The sequence below is a fragment of the Pseudoalteromonas sp. PAB 2.2 genome, assembly GCF_001938575.1.
Taxonomy (GTDB): Bacteria; Pseudomonadota; Gammaproteobacteria; order Enterobacterales; family Alteromonadaceae; genus Pseudoalteromonas; species Pseudoalteromonas lipolytica.
Window position 1 is genome coordinate 269942 of sequence record NZ_LYPI01000008.1, and the last position, 16892, is coordinate 286833.

19 protein-coding genes are annotated in these 16892 nt (G+C 38.9%); 7 read left to right on the forward strand and 12 right to left on the reverse strand.

Annotated features, from left to right (window positions below; translation table 11 throughout):
* The first annotated feature begins 1 nt into the window (after position 1).
* Positions 2-1957, forward strand: coding sequence for a transglutaminaseTgpA domain-containing protein (locus BWD47_RS05285; RefSeq protein WP_075593568.1), 1956 nt, complete (start codon positions 2-4; stop codon positions 1955-1957).
* A gap of 8 nt (positions 1958-1965) precedes the next feature.
* Positions 1966-3288 carry a Na+/H+ antiporter family protein gene (locus BWD47_RS05290; protein WP_074988212.1) on the forward strand — a complete coding sequence of 441 codons (1323 nt, stop codon included), beginning with the start codon at positions 1966-1968 and terminating at the stop codon, positions 3286-3288.
* Between the two features lie 278 nt (positions 3289-3566).
* Here the strand turns inward: BWD47_RS05290 and BWD47_RS05295 are convergent, their stop codons facing one another.
* Genes BWD47_RS05295 through BWD47_RS05305 form a run of 3 tightly spaced genes read right to left on the reverse strand, consistent with a single transcriptional unit; the run spans position 3567 to position 5678 of the window.
* The gene (locus BWD47_RS05295) at positions 3567-4004 is read right to left on the reverse strand and encodes an acyl-CoA thioesterase (RefSeq protein ID WP_036968399.1); all 438 of its coding nucleotides are present in this window, start codon (positions 4002-4004) and stop codon (positions 3567-3569) included.
* Between the two features lie 5 nt (positions 4005-4009).
* Positions 4010-4828: a M23 family metallopeptidase gene (locus BWD47_RS05300; RefSeq protein ID WP_075593569.1), complete on the reverse strand. Its 819-nt coding sequence runs from the start codon at positions 4826-4828 to the stop codon at positions 4010-4012.
* Entirely contained in the window at positions 4821-5678 is an 858-nt protein-coding gene (locus BWD47_RS05305; protein WP_075593570.1) for a 6-carboxytetrahydropterin synthase, read from the reverse strand. The genes BWD47_RS05300 and BWD47_RS05305 overlap by 8 nt, the downstream gene beginning before the upstream one ends.
* 207 nt (positions 5679-5885) lie before the next feature.
* Here BWD47_RS05305 and fabA point away from each other — a divergent pair, with 207 nt between their 5' ends.
* Positions 5886-6401: a bifunctional 3-hydroxydecanoyl-ACP dehydratase/trans-2-decenoyl-ACP isomerase gene (fabA, locus tag BWD47_RS05310; protein WP_036968405.1), complete on the forward strand. Its 516-nt coding sequence runs from the start codon at positions 5886-5888 to the stop codon at positions 6399-6401.
* Positions 6402-6467: 66 nt separating this feature from the next.
* Here the strand turns inward: fabA and rmf are convergent, their stop codons facing one another.
* The gene (gene rmf / locus BWD47_RS05315; RefSeq protein ID WP_036968408.1) at positions 6468-6638 is read right to left on the reverse strand and encodes a ribosome modulation factor; all 171 of its coding nucleotides are present in this window, start codon (positions 6636-6638) and stop codon (positions 6468-6470) included.
* Positions 6639-6998: 360 nt separating this feature from the next.
* Here rmf and BWD47_RS05320 point away from each other — a divergent pair, with 360 nt between their 5' ends.
* The 4 genes from BWD47_RS05320 (at position 6999) to gloA (ending at position 10129) form a co-directional block, all read left to right on the forward strand.
* Positions 6999-7631: a TetR/AcrR family transcriptional regulator gene (locus BWD47_RS05320; protein ID WP_065979923.1), complete on the forward strand. Its 633-nt coding sequence runs from the start codon at positions 6999-7001 to the stop codon at positions 7629-7631.
* Positions 7632-7700: 69 nt separating this feature from the next.
* Positions 7701-8693, forward strand: coding sequence for an MDR family oxidoreductase (locus BWD47_RS05325; RefSeq protein WP_065979922.1), 993 nt, complete (start codon positions 7701-7703; stop codon positions 8691-8693).
* Between the two features lie 93 nt (positions 8694-8786).
* Positions 8787-9203: a VF530 family DNA-binding protein gene (locus BWD47_RS05330; RefSeq protein WP_036968414.1), complete on the forward strand. Its 417-nt coding sequence runs from the start codon at positions 8787-8789 to the stop codon at positions 9201-9203.
* Positions 9204-9595: 392 nt separating this feature from the next.
* Entirely contained in the window at positions 9596-10129 is a 534-nt protein-coding gene (gloA, locus tag BWD47_RS05335; RefSeq protein WP_036968417.1) for a lactoylglutathione lyase, read from the forward strand.
* A gap of 82 nt (positions 10130-10211) precedes the next feature.
* Here gloA and BWD47_RS05340 read toward each other — a convergent pair whose 3' ends face one another.
* From BWD47_RS05340 to BWD47_RS05375, 8 genes are all read right to left on the reverse strand, one after another.
* Positions 10212-10424 carry a CPXCG motif-containing cysteine-rich protein gene (locus tag BWD47_RS05340; protein ID WP_075593571.1) on the reverse strand — a complete coding sequence of 71 codons (213 nt, stop codon included), beginning with the start codon at positions 10422-10424 and terminating at the stop codon, positions 10212-10214.
* A gap of 207 nt (positions 10425-10631) precedes the next feature.
* On the reverse strand, positions 10632-10955 hold the full coding sequence (locus BWD47_RS05345) for a low molecular weight protein tyrosine phosphatase family protein (protein ID WP_075593572.1): 324 nt from the start codon (positions 10953-10955) through the stop codon (positions 10632-10634).
* Between the two features lie 108 nt (positions 10956-11063).
* Positions 11064-11258, reverse strand: coding sequence for an antitermination protein NusB (locus BWD47_RS05350; protein WP_075593573.1), 195 nt, complete (start codon positions 11256-11258; stop codon positions 11064-11066).
* Between the two features lie 342 nt (positions 11259-11600).
* Positions 11601-12707 carry a serine hydrolase gene (locus BWD47_RS05355; protein ID WP_075593574.1) on the reverse strand — a complete coding sequence of 369 codons (1107 nt, stop codon included), beginning with the start codon at positions 12705-12707 and terminating at the stop codon, positions 11601-11603.
* A 121-nt stretch (positions 12708-12828) separates the two neighbouring features.
* The gene (locus tag BWD47_RS05360) at positions 12829-13173 is read right to left on the reverse strand and encodes a lipoprotein (protein ID WP_227006818.1); all 345 of its coding nucleotides are present in this window, start codon (positions 13171-13173) and stop codon (positions 12829-12831) included.
* Positions 13174-13229: 56 nt separating this feature from the next.
* Complete coding sequence (locus tag BWD47_RS05365) at positions 13230-13826, reverse strand: DUF6624 domain-containing protein (RefSeq protein ID WP_075593575.1); 597 nt, start codon at positions 13824-13826, stop codon at positions 13230-13232.
* A gap of 185 nt (positions 13827-14011) precedes the next feature.
* A complete protein-coding gene (locus BWD47_RS05370) occupies positions 14012-14557 on the reverse strand; it encodes a hypothetical protein (RefSeq protein ID WP_075593576.1) in 546 nt (181 codons plus the stop codon).
* A 514-nt stretch (positions 14558-15071) separates the two neighbouring features.
* Positions 15072-16892: a serine/threonine protein kinase gene (locus tag BWD47_RS05375; protein ID WP_036968435.1), complete on the reverse strand. Its 1821-nt coding sequence runs from the start codon at positions 16890-16892 to the stop codon at positions 15072-15074.

Here is a 16892-nt window from a genome sequence, read left to right on the forward strand (position 1 = left end):
TATGCTGAAGATGCATAATGCAGGCTTAATAAATTCGGCACTTTCATTCATATTCATCATTATGAGTGGATTTTTGTTTACTGAAGTCCCTGCTCTTTTTCTCGCCATTTTAATTTCTTTAAGCTGCCTTAATTTATTAATTGGAAAGTTCTATAAAAAACTCAATGGTAAGGTGGCTAATATTTTAGCTGCGGCCTGTCTAATCGCTTTATTTGTTGTTGTCGGTGTGTCTGACACAGTTAAGTTATTTGTTTCAATGATGCTACTTGCAAGTACATTTAAACTATTGCAAGCGCGAACAACCAAGCAATATCAAACCGTGTGTTTACTCGTGTTTTTTAACTTATCGACCCTGTATCTCTTTCATCAAGGTTTACTCGAAACATTGCTGGTAAGCAGCTTATATATCGTTAATTTTGCAGTCCTTGGCTATTTAGACAGCCCTAATAGCTTTAAAACGGCTAATAAACAGAGTGTTAAGACCATTTTGTTCGCTTTACCTATTGCTGCATTTCTAATTTTATTTTTACCAAGACTTCCTGCTTTTTGGCAATTACCGGGACCAAAGCTTGCTAAAACTGGTTTGTCTGAACAGGTAAACCCGTTTTCTATTGCCAAATTGGCAGAATCAGACGAGCTAGTTTTTAGAGTTGAAGAGCCTAATAATACAGCTCTGCAGCCCCCCTATTATTGGCGAAGCCTTATTCATGATGAGTTTAATGGTAACGAATGGTTAATATCGGATATTTTAAGATCTCAACAGTTTAACCTTACTCGCAAGCCAGTTGCCCCTCAAAACTACGTTCAATATCAAGTTATTGCAGAGCCTTCATCGGCTAATTGGTTATATGGTTTGGGGTATGCAACAAGTGATAATACGGCTGTAGTCTCCACCTATAATGGTTTGCTAAAACGCAAAGGCAATTTAAATAAGAATATAAAATACACCGTTAAAAGCGGCTCATTAAATAATGTTGTTCTGTCTGACTTTGAAAAAAGACTCTATACGCGACTTCCTGGCAACGTGAACCCTAAAACGCGCACACTGTCATTATCTCTCGCTGAAAAAAATACCAACGAAGAAGCCTATTTTAATGCTTTATTGCGCTATTTTAATGAACAAGCATTTAGCTACACACTCACACCAACAGCAATGACTGGCGAGAATACAATTGACCAGTTTGTATTTGATAATAAACGTGGCTTTTGTGGACATTACGCAAGTACAGCAGCCTTTATGTTCAGGGTTGCCAAAATTCCTGCGCGTGTAGTTTCTGGTTACTTAGGCGGCGAACAAAAGCAAGGTTCAACACTCAACGTCTATCAATACGATGCCCATGCCTGGGTAGAAGTACATTTTAATAATGCGTGGCATGTGTTTGATGCAACCGCGGTTGTTGCTCCAGAGCGGTTAAATGGCTCGTTATCACAATTAAGCGAATTAAATGAAAGCTTTAATGAAAATTTAGGGTTTGGCCTAAAACGCTGGAGTCACTTTAAAGCAATAAATTGGCTTAGAAATCACCTTGAAGAATTAGATTATAAATGGACAAATTGGGTGCTGACTTTTGATCAGCAATCACAACAAAACTTTTTAAAATCATTATTTGGAAATAAAGCGAACTGGATAACGCCACTTGTAGTTTTGGTTACGCTAGCCTTTATTTTTCTAGGTTACTTTTTCTATTCAAAGCGCACGCCTCTCTCTAATGAGCCACTTATTAACGAAATAGAACAGCTTTACCGTTGGGCAAATAAACGGGGTCTTAAAACCGATGTCACTCTTACTCCTTTGCAAAACATTGCAAATATAAAAAAACAAAAGCCCCATTTATCCAGCGAATTGGCTAAATTTGAACAGATAATCATCGAAGTGCGCTATCAACAGCTCGCATTTACTCAAAAACGTAAAACCACTGCTCGAGTTCTGTTAAACTCTCTCAAAACAGCAAAATAGAGAACAATATGAATGCAGTAATTGTTGGCGTTATATTAATGCTGGTACTGACACTTTGCCGTATTAATGTCATTGTCGCGATGACACTAAGTGCCATTGTTGCCGGTTTAACGGCTGGGCTTGGCTTGTCAGATACGCTTAATGCATTTAACGAAGGGTTATCGGGCGGCGCTGAAATAGCACTAAGTTACGCAATGCTAGGTGCATTTGCTGTGGCTATTTCTAAGTCAGGGTTAACACGCATTTTAGCAGCCAAATTGCTCAAGCAAGTGAATGATAACAGCCACAAAGGCGAAACAACCCTAAGCTACTTAATTTTAAGCATCATATTATTGTGTGCGATTTCGTCGCAGAACTTAGTCCCGGTACATATCGCATTTATTCCTATATTAATTCCCCCGTTACTTATTGTATTTAACACGCTACGATTAGATAGACGTGCCATTGCCTGTATTTTAACTTTTGGTCTTGCAACCTCTTATATGGTTCTTCCGTATGGGTTTGGTGGAATCTATTTATATTCAATATTACATAAAAACCTCACTGAAAACGGTTTAGAACTTGTGAATACACAAGTCCCTATCGCTATGATAATTCCTGCGCTTGGCATGTTAGTTGGCTTAATTATCGCGGTATTTGTTAGCTACAAAAAGCGACGTCATTATGAGGCTCACGCCCTAACAGAAAAACAGCAAGACGTTGTTATCGAACAACCAAAAAAGGTATTGGCTGTTGGCATTGCTGCCGTACTTTGCTCGTTGCTTGCTCAAAATGTGAGTGGCTCTATGATTCTAGGTGGCCTTGTTGGAGTTATGATATTTAGTCTGTTTGGTATTGTTAAGTGGGAGCAGAATAGCGACGTTTTTAGTAAAGGTGTAGCCATGATGGCAATGATTGGCTTTATTATGATTTCGGCACAAGGCTTTGCTTCCGTTATGAAAGCAACTGGCGACGTTACCTCATTAGTAAGCTCTGCTGCTGGTATGATAGAAGGAAACAAACCGCTTGCCGCTGCACTCATTTTATTAGTTGGCCTATTGATCACCATGGGCATTGGTAGTTCTTTTTCTACGGTGCCAATTATTGCGACCCTTTTTGTACCACTGTGCTTAGAACTTAACTTTTCTGTTATGGCAACGGCTGCACTTGTTGGTACTGCTGGGGCATTAGGTGATGCGGGCTCCCCTGCTTCTGATTCTACCTTAGGACCAACGTCTGGATTGAACGCCGACGGCCAACATGATCATATTTGGGATTCAGTGGTACCCACATTTATTCACTTTAATATTCCGCTATTGATATCGGGTTGGATAGCAGCAATGGTACTTTAAATTAAAACACTGTACTGCAACTTCAAAAGTTATTCAGCCAGTTAAAAAGACGTTAGCCCTGCATATGTGGGGCTTTTTATTACCTTGTTACGGCCAATTTTAAACATTTTTTTGCTTTGCTCTTAAATTACACCTTCTGCTATCCCCTGTTTAATTTAAGGTAAAGGATTCATAAGTGCTGAGCAATACATATTACAATATATAGTATGATGTGTTCTTTTTGATTGATTAAATAAGTACCCGCAGGTACTTATTTATTTTAGCCATCTTTGAGTGTGTTAGCTGTCGAAACCGTAGATCATTTTATCGCACACAACCGGTGTTGGTCTGTGGTTATCATCAACCGCTACAAACGTAAAGCTACCCGAGATAGCAAGATGCTTATCGTCTTTATGCATTCTCTCTAAAAATATCTCTACGTCTACTTTTAGGCTGGTATTACCAACATAGACTACTTTAGAGATAAGTTCTGCAAACGTACCGGCAGGAATCGCTTCTTTAAAGTCAACACGGTCAGACGAAATCGTTACTAAAGGTTTACGACAAAAACGAGTTGCAGCAATAAAAGCAACTTCATCCATCCACGCTAACGCATCACCACCAAATAAGGTGTTGTGATGGTTAGTACGGCCAGGAAATACTGTTTTTGTTACCGACGTTGTTGAGTCAGCAATACGCTGGGCAATAATAGCGTCACGATCGATTTGTTGTGTCATAGTCTCTACTTTTCATTAGCTAATGTGTCTTGCATCATTAGCGCAGGGTCAAGGCGTTCATTTTTCCAATTAAAACGCCAGTCTAAATGGGGTCCTGTTACTCGGCCCGTTGCACCTATCTCAGCGATTTTATCGCCTCGGGTAATGGTATCCCCTACTTTTACATCTAATTTGCTTAAATGAATATAAGTCGAAGTCACACCATGGCCATGATCAAGAATCAACGTGCCACCAGAGTAATATAAATCAGGCTCAGCAAAAACAACGGTACCACTGACAGGCGCATACACAGGGCTGCCAGTTTTATTTGCGATGTCTAAACCAAAATGTGGTCTACGTGGCTCACCGTTAAAGTAACGCTGGCTGCCATACACACCCGAAATACGGCCTTGTACTGGCTTATAAACCGGATCTAAAAAATAACGGAGGTCAGAATTAACTTCTCGCGCTTTTCGTACAGCAACCGCTTCACGAGAAATTCGCTCAGATACCTCTTTGGGCGGCGAAACATACTTTTTTGCCACGCCTGTAATTTTGTCAATTTTGTATTCGCGCTTTGTAATAACAATGGCTTGCTCATGCTCGACACCGTCATTATCAACCCACGTTAATGTGTGCTGTGTGTCTGCGTCACGGCCAAAACCGAATACAAATTCACCTTGAGGCGACAATTTTAAGTTTTCACCGTTAAAACTCACACTTTTAACGTTTTCAAGTTGGCCTGTGACTAAACCACCTTGGGTTAAATGTCCTTTTAGTTCAACCGCATTTACATGTATAGACAACAAACTTGCCAACGCGGTTAGCAGTAATCCTTTACGCATAGCTAATTGATCCTTTGCCGACCCCTTCGTACGCGGTAATTTTCACCTTAGACTCTGGGTATTCGTTTTTAACTTGCGTGCTAAGATAGTCAGCTATGCATTCAACCGTGGTATCGCACGGTAAAATGTCGCAACGCGATTTAGCAATGGCCATTTCAAAGTAGCCTTGCTGCGATGTATACGCAAAGCACACATCGTTATCTTCTGCTGTAACATGTTTTAACTCTGCTTTGCTGACTTCGTCTTCAGCTGTCGCTAAATAAATATCTTCCCATTTATCGGCCCACTCTTTTTGCAAACGCGGCATAGCCATGCCATCAAGGCTAATACCAATTTGCGAACGGTGACCATGAATAATGCGCTGACAATTGCCATCATGCTTTTTAAGACCATGGCTGTAGTGGTAGTAAAAACTTTGGCTGCGCTCAGGGTATAAATTAATTTCAATTTTTTCGATGTTGCTAGGCAATTGCGGCATTATCGTTTTAATTAAAAACGCGGTTACTGAGTGCTCATCAATCACGTCGGCATCAATTAAACAAAAGGCTTGGTTTGGTGCGCTCATCGCTAAGTGATGGTTGTCACCAAAATGACAATCTAATACGCTATGTTCATCGTGTTGAGTAAGTGAACCGTTTAGTTTCGCAGGCACGGCAAGTTTGTGATCAATACATTCATCAATAATGCCTTTGATTTGTTTTTTAACTAAACCAAAATCAAGCACCATAGACTCATCATTAAGTTGGCCATGCAGGGTTAAATCAACAATCCAGCTCTCGCCAACTGCGCCGCGTTTATTACACAAGTAAGAAAAATCAATCACTGTCAGTGAGTTTACAAAAAGGATCATAAATTTCCTTTAGACTGGTTAAAGAATCACAGCAATTATAATGATTTTTAATACACAATGCGCGGTTTTATCTCCCTTTAACAGCAACAGTTTAATTAAATGGTCATAAAACAAACGAAAAATAGCAAAAAATTAACTGCTCCGAGTTGTTTAGCGTACAAGTGTACGCTAAAGTACGGGGCAATTTCTAAGCGATGAAAAAGAGTTATGGAACCTAAAAACAGCTATACAAAAGAAGAATTGGTCCTTTGTGGTCAAGGTGAAATGTTTGGCGAAGGCAATTGTCGTCTTCCAAGCGATAACATGTTAATGATGGATCGTATCGTTTCTATCACTGCCGATGGTGGTGAACACGGTAAAGGTCAAATCGTTGCTGAACTTGATATCAACCCTGATCTTTGGTTTTTCGACTGCCATTTTAAAGGTGATCCAGTAATGCCGGGTTGTCTTGGTTTAGATGCAATGTGGCAATTAGTTGGCTTTTTCCTTGGCTGGTCAGGTGGCCCTGGTCTTGGTCGTGCACTGGGTGTAGGTGAAGTTAAATTTACTGGTCAAATCTTACCAACGGCTAAAAAAGTAACTTACCGTTTAGATATGAAGCGTGTTATCAAGCGTAAATTGTTCATGGGTATGGCTGACGGTACTGTAGAAGTAGACGGTCGTGTAATCTATGAAGCAAAAGATCTTAAAGTAGGTCTTTTCCAAGATACAACTGCATTCTAATAACCCCAGAATGCAGAAACAAAAAAGCCCCTTTTGGGGCTTTTTTGCGTAAATAAGATGCCTATTTTAAGTTTTGAACATATTTCGGTTTTCTATTGCTTCTCGCCATCCACCTAACCATTCTGATTTAGGGTCAATTTGTTGATAAGGGCATTGTTCTTTGGAACGGCCTGCCAAGCCTGCTTTATAACCTTGAGAATGAGCTCTTTCTAAACGATCTCTTTTCTGTCTCTTCATAGGTAATATCCTCACCTTTTATATTTATAGATATGTAGCGAAATTGACATCTACATTTAATGAATAGTTAATAAAACTGTTAAATTCAAATGACAAAAGCAATTAAATAAATTGACAATGAGTAACGTGCTGATGATCAACTGAATTAACATTTAAAACCTTTAAGTGGTCATACCTCTATATTTCAAACCACCTATAAATACAGTAAAAACGAGCTATAAATTGCATAGCCATTATTTGTGACACAGGCTATTTCAGTAAAGTTCCCCATTAATTTGTAATTATGACATTTTTATTATGATTACAATTTAGACAACAAATTGCTTGCATGTTAAAAACCGATCGGTCTAATATTGAGCTATGGAAACAAAAATAATACAGCCAAGCCGTCGTGGCAGGCCCCCAAAAATTGAGCGCACAAATGCAGATACCCGCGCACTGCTAATTAATACAGGGTTAGCTGTATTAACTGAAAAAGGCTTTAGCGCCACAGGTATCGATTTAATTTTAAAGTCGGCGCAAGTGCCTAAAGGCTCTTTTTATCATTACTTTAAAAGTAAAAATGATTTTGGTTTAGCCTTAATTGATGCTTACGACAGTTACTTTCAAGCAAAGCTTAAACGCCATCTCACTAATAGCGCCATTAGTCCACTTGAACGCGTTGTTTTATTTGCTAACGATGCCAAACAAGGCATGGCAAAATATGCGTTTAAACGAGGGTGCCTTATTGGCAATCTTAACCAAGAGCTCAGCCACCTTGATGACGCAATGATAGCCAGCATTAAACAAGCGTATGCGCATTGGCAGCAATTAGTTGAGCAGTGTTTAATTGAAGCGAAAGAACAAAAACAAATCGCAAAATCAACAGACTGCAAAATGCTTGCTGAATTTTTTTGGATTGGCTGGGAAGGTGCCGTTATGCGCTCAAAGCTTGATAAATCAAGCGAACCCCTTACCCTTTATACAGCACAATTTTTACGTTTAATCTTATAAAGCCGTTATAAATCAATTAACGGTTTTAATTTAACCATTAAAAGACGATCGGTCTAAAAGGAGTCAACCATGACAACATCAGCCAAATCGATAGTTATAAATAAAGATGATCAAGGCTATCACGCCAATTACACAGATTTTCCTGTTGAGAGCATCCACCAGCATAATGTTAATATTGATGTTGACTACAGCACCCTCAATTATAAAGATGCTCTGGCGATAACGGGTGCAGGACCAGTGGTAAGACAATTTCCTATGATCCCAGGTATTGACCTTGCAGGCACGGTTAGCGAGTCCGATTCTGACGAATTTAAACCGGGCGACACCGTATTATTAAATGGCTTTGGTGTTGGCGAAAAGTATTTAGGCGGTCTTAGCGAAAAAGCCTCAATGAAGAGCGATTGGCTTATTCCCCTCCCCGCTAATTTAACCCCTAAACAAGCAATGCAAATTGGCACCGCAGGCTACACCGCAATGCTGAGTATTATTGCGCTTGAAAAGCACGGTATTAGCCCACAAAGCGGCGAAGTATTAGTGACAGGAGCAAATGGTGGAGTGGGAAGTTTTGCCATCTACTTACTCAATAAGCTCGGTTTTGACGTTGTAGCAACAACGGGTCGTATGAACGAGGCCCAACACTTACAAAAACTTGGAGCAAAACGTGTTTTATCACGCGATGAGTTCTCCACTGCTGGTAAACCACTTGCCAAAGAGCAATTTGCGGCAGCCATTGATTCGGTAGGTAGTCATACACTGGCAAATGTCTGTGCATCAATTAACTATGGGGGTGTTGTTACAGCCTGTGGTTTAGCACAAGGCATGGATTTCCCAGCAACCGTTGCGCCATTCATTCTTCGGGGTATCAGCTTAATAGGCATAGACAGTGTCATGCGCCCCAAAGCTGACCGTATCGAAGCATGGCAACGTCTGAGCGAGTTAGTTGAGCCTGAGTATCTAGATACAATTTCGCGAGAAATTCCATTATCAGACGCCATTAGCCATGCTGATGCATTATTAAAAGGCGAAATACGTGGCCGTGTTGTGGTTAACTGTAAAGAATAACCACTCAAAATACAGTTTCTTGCTTCGTTAGGTATAAAACTAGGGTAAAGGCAATTATACTTACCCTAGTTTTGAGAAATACCGGACAGTCGAATGAGTAATAAAGAAATTTTCAGCAATAACCCACTACAGGGTGTGGGCATTGAGCAGGTTGTCACTGAACTTGTTGACCAGTATGGCTGGGAATTACTCCATGCCTACCTGCGTTTAAACTGCTTTAAAAATAACCCTGATGTAAAATCTGCCGTTAAGTTTTTGCGAAAAACTCAATGGGCGCAAGAAAAGGTCGAGAACTTTTATCTATACCGCCTAAAAAACTTACCGCGCCCTGATGACGTTAACTACGAGCTACCACCACGCGATCGCGTGATCCCAGCAGATCAAAAACCCGGTGAGCCGTGTGAGCTTAGTTTTACTGATGCAAAACGCATTCATGAGAAAAAAGAAGCGAAACAAAAAGCCCGTGCGCGTAAACAGCGTTCAAGCGCAAGTAACCCTTGGGGTAATTAATCTAGCTTCATGTTTTAAGTTTAAATGAGCCGTTTTTAAGAGCGGCTTATTTAGGTTGTTTCTCTGCTTTTTTCACGACTAATCAAAAGTAGTTGTTAAAAAGTATCTGTTAAAAAAGTACTAATCAAAGTTCCAATCAATTTAAGTCAATTTGTTAGACGTTTTCGTAAAACCCACATCGTTATTTCTTCCTTGGTTTATAAATATCTGCTCAGTCTTTAATAGCATCGGCCCGTGTATTAAGTGACATAAACAGATACACCTATTTTAAAGAAAATAGTTCACTTTATTAGATAGCCTTTACGTATCATGGTTTAAATTTCAATGAAGGTTGATTATGATTACTACACTACATTTATGTTTTTTCACCTCTCACTTTTCAAAGGACATGTATGTCTGACTACAATGAATCGCCAGAACAAATCGCAAATGCGACACAAGATTATGTAATGCAACAAACAATGCTGCGTATAAAAGATCCTAAGCCTTCATTAGAGTTTTACCAAAACGTTTTAGGAATGAAACTATTAGGCAAGTACGATTTTCCAGCAATGGAATTTACACTGTACTTTTTAGGCTATGAGCAAGCTATACCAAAAGGGACTGATAAAGAAAAAGCACAGTGGGTATTTCGCCGCCCAGCGCTTATAGAGCTTACACATAATTGGGGCACTGAAAACGACGACAGCTTTGAGGGTTACCATAATGGTAATAACGAACCCAAAGGGTTTGGTCATATAGGTATTAGCGTGCCTGACGTATACGCAGCCTGTGAACGCTTTGCTAAATATGATGTTGAGTTTGTGAAAAAGCCTGATGATGGCTCAATGAAAGGCTTAGCCTTTATTAAAGACCCAGATGGATATTGGATAGAAATACTCTCCGCTGAGGGGATCACTGAGATCATAGAAGCTCAGAAGCCATAAAACTTTAACATTCAAAAACCTGCAATATGCAGGTTTTTGTTTAATGTGGCGTTAAGCATAAAAATAGCTAACAATCCGTAATCTAATAAGACGCAAACCCATAACCAGCATCATCACTGGACACTGTCACTGAAAGCGTTTCATCAGCGCTTTCAAAAACCAAAAAATTAATAGGCTTACAACAAACTTGGCAATCTTCTATGTATTGCTGATCAACATCAGCGGGGTCCAATAATACATCAATGTGTTCACCACAATACGAACACGCAATCGTTTTTTCAGTTAATTGATTCATCAGTACGACTCCCTATTATTGAGCTCTATACTAAATAGATTGTTATTCTCTCTATGCTTTTCAACATAGTCATCTTATAAAGTATCAAAAAGTGCTTCAATTCTCTCTTTTTCATTACATGCCGCGTCAGCCATTGACAATAATCCCATATCAATATTTGTATAAATCTAAGGTAACACACTGATGATTTTAGACACTTGATATCATTTACAATCGAACGTACCTTGGCACCTTGCTTGTTAGCAATTTAATAAGTTCTGGTTGCATCCGTTGATAATTATCAGGAATTTCTAGGCAGGCAAGTTTCTTTCCTTTAAGTAGTTCTTTGTATTTGTTCGATACTTTATTTTTGTGAGTTTTTTCCATCACAAAAATAACGTCTGCCCATTCGATAAGATCACCAGATAAAGGTGTTTCAGAATCGAGGTTTGTTCCGCACCCTATCGCATTAATACCTTCGTATTCAGAAAACACCTCTTCTGCGGTAGGACTGCGCAAACGATTTTCTGAGCAAACAAATAATAGATTCATTTTCACCTTTAAGCCCCTTATAAGGGGCTGTTTATTCGTCGACAAAAATTTAATGTAATCAAGCGTAATTGAATTTAAATTGCCTGATTGTATCCATGCTAATAATTTTTAGTAATTTCTGTTTGGTTGTTTATCCAGAACAACTAATAAAAATGTTGCTAATGGGCCTAAGAGCAAGGATATAAAAAACCATAATAGCCCACTTCTGTTTTTACTTTGAGCTAAGCCTGCATTTAATAATGCTAAGGTCCCTAAACCAATCACATATTGACCGCCACCTGACAAAATTTCACTTCCATTCATCGTACTTTCCTTCATTTAATTAATTACGCCGAAAAACCGGTCCGCAAACGCTTTTAAAACTGAAACATAAATTTGTAGCTTAACTATCGATAAATAACTAGGGCCAAGGAGATTTTTGGTATTAGTTGCTTAGTAATAAAATTTCGCATACGTACCCTGCGGCTTCACTTTCCAAAGCATCACTGTTGTAAATTGTATAAAGACATGGGAAAGCGTTTCATCAGTACGACTCCCTATTATTGAGCTCTATACTAAATAGATTGTTATTATCTCTATGCTTTTCAACATAACCACCTTATTAAGTATCAAAAATACCTATTAAGTAAGCTTAGTTGCTATAAACTACTCACTTTTAGGCTTGCGCAGTTTAGATAAAATAAGATTATCAATATCATTACTAACGCTTCCTATGCTGCTATTGGTAAGTATAACGTAGCCTCTATTTTGGTCTGTAATCGACCGTGTTAACGCTATCCACCCTTGGTTAAATCCAGCGAACCCTAAACTTTTATTTTCTGAATCGACAACATAACTCATACTCCAGCGACCCCCTGTATTTGCTACAGGTGTAATCATTTCTTTAATTAGAGCTTGTGATATAAAACGAGAGCCATTGTATTTATTTTCCTTATTTTTAAGCACGGCTAAATTAAATCGTGCTAAATCAATAGCAGTTGTTTGTAAACCCGCAGCGGCTTGCTCAGCAAAGTAGATCATGGATGTTTTCTTTGCATTTTCATCATACGGTGTTGCTGATTTACTCATAACAGCAGGTGTTACATTAAATGTTGAGTTATTCATTCCAAACGGCTTAAGTACATTTTTCTGCATATAGTCTTCAAAACTTAAACCCGATACATCTTCTATGAGTAACTGAACAATAGAGTACCCACCACCTGAGTATGACCATTTTGTATTTGGTGTATGTATTATTTTTACATCGCCTGCACCATTATTCTTGCCATTTAATGAATCTACAATCGAAGGAACATCTGTCGGTGAGCCCCAGCCAAAATAAGGACCGAGAGACAAGCCCGATGTATGCGACAGAACATTTCTTAACGTTACATTTTCAGTTCCAAACTCAGACTTAGGTATCTTCCAGCGTTTTAAATAATTATTTATTGGTTTATCAAGTTCAACTTTACCTTGATCCACCAACTGCATAACCCCCCACGAAGTCACTACTTTTGATATTGAGCCTACATTAAACATGGTATTTTCTGTAATGGCTTTTTGACTTTCAATATCTGCAAAGCCATAAGAAAGAAATCCGGTAACCTCTTCGCCTTGAACAAAGGCAACGGCAACACCAGGGGCTTTATGCTTATCTAAAATCTTTGGTACAGCCTGATCAAGCTCGGCTTTTAGTTCTGAGAAATAAGTCGCGTCAGCTGCTTGAGCATTACTAATAACGAAAAAAACAATAAAAAATAATAATTTATTCATAACATCCCTTTTGAAACACTAAATAACGCAAATACACGCTTCTAAAGTAAGAATCTCTTATAATAAAAACAACCTAATATTAATTATTTAAGTAAGTTCCTATAAATATTTACAGCAATATCTAATAACCTTGGTTTTTTGTTAATCTCACGCCATCAACAACCATTACCCATTCGTCACCAACCAAATGTGGTGCTTCTGTCACATCGAAATTAGAGGTTAAAAAAGCCACACCTACTACAAAGTCGTCTCCTATAAACTCTTTTAACGGCGCGTTTATAGATGTTGACCCACCATCTTGGACCCTCTCATATACCACCGTACCGTCTTGATGGATAAGCAAGTACATTTCTTTGCTTTCCCACTCACCTACGTAAGATAACTTATCCGCTGGCAAAGGCTTGCTACAAGAAGTCAAAGTAAGCACAGCTAAAACCAGTAAAATAAACTTTTTCATTTCTACCATTAAGATCCCACCGAAAACCTGTCTTAAAAGAGCTTAATTTTGCTTTTATCGTTGTATTAATTAAGATCTATTTCAGGGTGATCTTTTATACCGTAAATTTCTTCCATTAACTTTTTATAAAAATCGAGTGGTGGCATTTTCATTTTTGCTCGACGTTTATCAACATTAGCCTTGTCTTCAATAGGACTAAATACAATTTGACCCTCGATTAAGTCAGCCTGAGTGCCATAGAGTTGCTTGTTGCCCTGAGCAATAAGGACCCTATCAGTTAGTAGGGCAAGTTGCTGTCCCTTTATACCTTCATTATTTAAATATGACGTCTCTAAATACGGGAGCATTTTTGCTTTAAATTCGATATCTGATGAATGCTGAATTATTAAAAAAGCAGCACTCACTCCTTCAATACCGACCAATTCTTTTGTTAGCCATGAATGTTCTTTGATAATAGCTTTTAGCTTAGTTGTATTAGCTTCATCTATTATCTTTAGCTGGTTTATGAGTTCTTTGGGGGGATTTTGCCAGCCAACTTTTCCTATTTTATTGCGGATACTTTGATCTTGAATTTCCATTTGCATTAATTCCTTTTTTAGTTGTGTATTGCTTTCAGCTAAAGTAAAAAATGGAATAAATAAGATAAGTATTAAATAACGCATAATTTTCTCTTCCTTGTAAAATGAGTTTTATCGCTGTGGCATGAACGACAACCGATTTAACTATAAACAGCGTTTTAATAAGGGTTCAGAGCGACCGCTATTGTAAACGCTATTTCTAGGTAAAGTTCTTCCATGTTTCTCCAATCTGTATAACTGCCAGTTAAAATTCACACTAGCAAGGCGTGTTATGTTGTTTTTAGATGCAATTTTTTTGATTGATTTAAAATAACGACCGCAAACACGATTTCTAATGCAGCCCCTGTAAACGCACCAATTACAAAATGACTTGCGAAAAATATGCACAGCGCGCCAGATATCATAAGCAGAGCCCCTAAAATCCAATACACTTTTGTGCCATATAAAGTATTAAAAATTAAATAACGTACACCAATTATCATTAGCATAATTGGATAAAACCATTCAGGCTTTAACGTTGCTACAGCAAAGGCAATAAACAACCCAACAAATAAAATTATCGTACTTTCTAAAGCAAGTTTTCCGAGCGGATTATTAGCATTATGTTTTCCTGAACGCTTCAGTGCTTTTGATAAAAATATAGCGATAGGATGTATAAACATGCCACCAAAAAAAAGCGCGAGCATGCTTGATTGATATGAGTATTGAAGTGCAACTATCCCCGCTAAACACCAGATAACCCCAGATGCTAAAACGCCGGTTCCGCCACCACAGTAAGAAGTATTCATATCTTTTTGTGCATCTTCAAATGTCATAATTACTCCTTACATGCCCTTTAATACCCAACCACTTTACTGCTTCATAACGCATTTGATGACTTGTTTTTTATACACCCATCTTTCTACACATAAACATCTTTGTAAACACATAATTAAAAAGCATATTTAGACTTCGTAAATCCATTTCAAAACAGTGTACTTAATATTATTGGGCACAAGCACTCAAAACTGTATATAAACACAGTGCTATGTAAATTACCGTGCCCGCACCTAAAACCCATCAATTAAAACTAAGTCTTAAGCCAATTTTGCTCCCTTTAAATCAGTGCATTGCACCTAAGAAAATTGTACCAATTCGCTAAATTAAGTACTCTTGAGACAATAAAACATCGTTGATACCAAAATGATGATCTATTACTGCGGATTGATATTGGTATTAGAAATGGCTAAGTGAGCGGTAAAACAACTTACGCGACGTCTTTATAAAGTGGCAGGTAAAAAAGTGAGTTCTGTATTTTTGGCTTTGTTTGGCGATGTAAAGCCCAGCGCATTAAAGAGCGACTCTTTTTGGATCCCGTGGGTAGAATTCATCGGGTTGTTTGGCACATAAGTCAAATTCACGGGTGTTTTTATACGGGAGTTTCATAAAACCAGCAACGCCTACATCGGTAATGCTAACAGCATATTGCATCAACTTACTAAGTAAGCGCTTAAATTCAGGTTCTTTACTGGCGTCAAGTAAGCGGTAGTAATGGTGAATTTTCATTCTATCTGGCAAAGCTTCAAAAATGATACAGCCTGTGTGATGTATTTGGTTTAGCTCAAATACGCATTTAATCACTTTTTTAGGCAGTTGTAGTTGCTCATCAGGGTCTTTGCCGTCTTCAAAGTACGAGTGTGGTCGCGTTACATCAGAGGCCTGTACATCCATCACTTCGTAATCAAGCTCTGGTAAATGTTCAAACTTAAAGGCCCCTGTCCCGTCACGTTCTAATTGAATAGTTTTACGTGCATCGAATAAGCAACACTTAAACAGGCCTTTTTGTTCAATACCTTGAGCAAGCATCACGGTATTATTTATAGCGTCTGTAAAGGCAGTGCCTAAGCTTTCGTCATGCAAAATTAAGGATGACTCAACAAACACGGAGTTTTCTTTCCAGTGAAAACTTAAGCCCCCTACTACCGGGTATTTAGCTAATCGACTGATTGCCGCCAAAAATGCTTTTTCGGTATCGCCGGTATCAAATAAGAACTCTTTATAGTATCTATCAAGCTGTGCATCATTTACATCGAGCAGTTGTTGATTATGATCAGCTTGGCGCAAAAACTGTTTACGCGAGCTGTATACTACGGTATCAGGGTGCTCGTCTATGTCGCTAAACCAGTAGGGAATATAGGGGCGTATCACCTCACGCGGCAGCTCTGGTAAATATGCTTTAGCCATGGTTGGCATATTACGCATAAAGTAATCGCCCGCACCATCTCGCGTTGCTTTATCTTTTGAAAGCATGCCATCAATTACCCGTGCAAGCTCAATGGGTAAGTTAAGACTGGTGGCAGGAATAACTTTTGCGCCAAAGCGGCATGATTGCGCAGATGCTAATGCATACAAGGTTGATGCAACGCCTTGCTCGTCAAACCGTGGCGATGATTGACCGCCCGACATCTGCTCATCACCAATAAAGTACACATCGCCCATGCGTGCGTTGGTGGTGCTTATATCTGCCGACATTAAATCCATAAAATTGCTGGCAACCGGATTCCCTTCACTGTCGATTTGGGCATACACAGAACTGCCCCAATCAACCAAAGATAATTTATTACTTTGTTCGTCATACACGATATTAGAAGGCTTAATATCACCATGCACAATGGGTTGTGGGCTAATGCCATTTTTGTGCTCACGCAAATCAACCAGTACATTCCTGAGCTTAAGCGCTAGCGACATAATTTTTGCTGCACTAAAACGCCCTTGCTTAATGGATATTTTTTCTAAATCTTCGCCAAGGGCGCGTTCCATCATTAAGATGCCTTGCTTTTTTATTCTTTCAAAGGCGTAAAACTTCGGCACCAAGGGGTTATTTACTTGAGAAAGCATGTAAGCTTCGTCTTCTAGGCGGTCGCGAACGCTTTGTGCCAGTGTTATCCGCGAAAACTTAAATACCCACGGCACGCCTTCATCATCAATCCCCGCAAAAACAAAGCCAAAAGCCCCTGAACCAATTAGCTCAACCTGCGTGTAACCAAGCAAGGTTAATTGCTTAATACATATGTTGAGCCATCGACGGTGCTTTTTTGCATCATGGTGAGACAGTAAGTATACAGACTGCTCTTCGTTGATATAAAAATTGCGGATTTGTTTGGGATTCAC

What these genes read in the sequence shown, in the direction of transcription:
- BWD47_RS05285 (WP_075593568.1), top strand. Translation starts at nt 2, where the DNA reads ATGCTGAAGATGCATAATGCAGGCTTAATAAATTCGGCACTTTCATTC.
- BWD47_RS05290 (WP_074988212.1), top strand. Translation starts at nt 1,966, where the DNA reads ATGAATGCAGTAATTGTTGGCGTTATATTAATGCTGGTACTGACACTT.
- BWD47_RS05295 (WP_036968399.1), bottom strand. Translation starts at nt 4,004, where the DNA reads ATGACACAACAAATCGATCGTGACGCTATTATTGCCCAGCGTATTGCT.
- BWD47_RS05300 (WP_075593569.1), bottom strand. Translation starts at nt 4,828, where the DNA reads ATGCGTAAAGGATTACTGCTAACCGCGTTGGCAAGTTTGTTGTCTATA.
- BWD47_RS05305 (WP_075593570.1), bottom strand. Translation starts at nt 5,678, where the DNA reads ATGATCCTTTTTGTAAACTCACTGACAGTGATTGATTTTTCTTACTTG.
- fabA (WP_036968405.1), top strand. Translation starts at nt 5,886, where the DNA reads ATGGAACCTAAAAACAGCTATACAAAAGAAGAATTGGTCCTTTGTGGT.
- rmf (WP_036968408.1), bottom strand. Translation starts at nt 6,638, where the DNA reads ATGAAGAGACAGAAAAGAGATCGTTTAGAAAGAGCTCATTCTCAAGGT.
- BWD47_RS05320 (WP_065979923.1), top strand. Translation starts at nt 6,999, where the DNA reads ATGGAAACAAAAATAATACAGCCAAGCCGTCGTGGCAGGCCCCCAAAA.
- BWD47_RS05325 (WP_065979922.1), top strand. Translation starts at nt 7,701, where the DNA reads ATGACAACATCAGCCAAATCGATAGTTATAAATAAAGATGATCAAGGC.
- BWD47_RS05330 (WP_036968414.1), top strand. Translation starts at nt 8,787, where the DNA reads ATGAGTAATAAAGAAATTTTCAGCAATAACCCACTACAGGGTGTGGGC.
- gloA (WP_036968417.1), top strand. Translation starts at nt 9,596, where the DNA reads ATGTCTGACTACAATGAATCGCCAGAACAAATCGCAAATGCGACACAA.
- BWD47_RS05340 (WP_075593571.1), bottom strand. Translation starts at nt 10,424, where the DNA reads ATGAATCAATTAACTGAAAAAACGATTGCGTGTTCGTATTGTGGTGAA.
- BWD47_RS05345 (WP_075593572.1), bottom strand. Translation starts at nt 10,955, where the DNA reads ATGAATCTATTATTTGTTTGCTCAGAAAATCGTTTGCGCAGTCCTACC.
- BWD47_RS05350 (WP_075593573.1), bottom strand. Translation starts at nt 11,258, where the DNA reads ATGAATGGAAGTGAAATTTTGTCAGGTGGCGGTCAATATGTGATTGGT.
- BWD47_RS05355 (WP_075593574.1), bottom strand. Translation starts at nt 12,707, where the DNA reads ATGAATAAATTATTATTTTTTATTGTTTTTTTCGTTATTAGTAATGCT.
- BWD47_RS05360 (WP_227006818.1), bottom strand. Translation starts at nt 13,173, where the DNA reads ATGGTAGAAATGAAAAAGTTTATTTTACTGGTTTTAGCTGTGCTTACT.
- BWD47_RS05365 (WP_075593575.1), bottom strand. Translation starts at nt 13,826, where the DNA reads ATGCGTTATTTAATACTTATCTTATTTATTCCATTTTTTACTTTAGCT.
- BWD47_RS05370 (WP_075593576.1), bottom strand. Translation starts at nt 14,557, where the DNA reads ATGACATTTGAAGATGCACAAAAAGATATGAATACTTCTTACTGTGGT.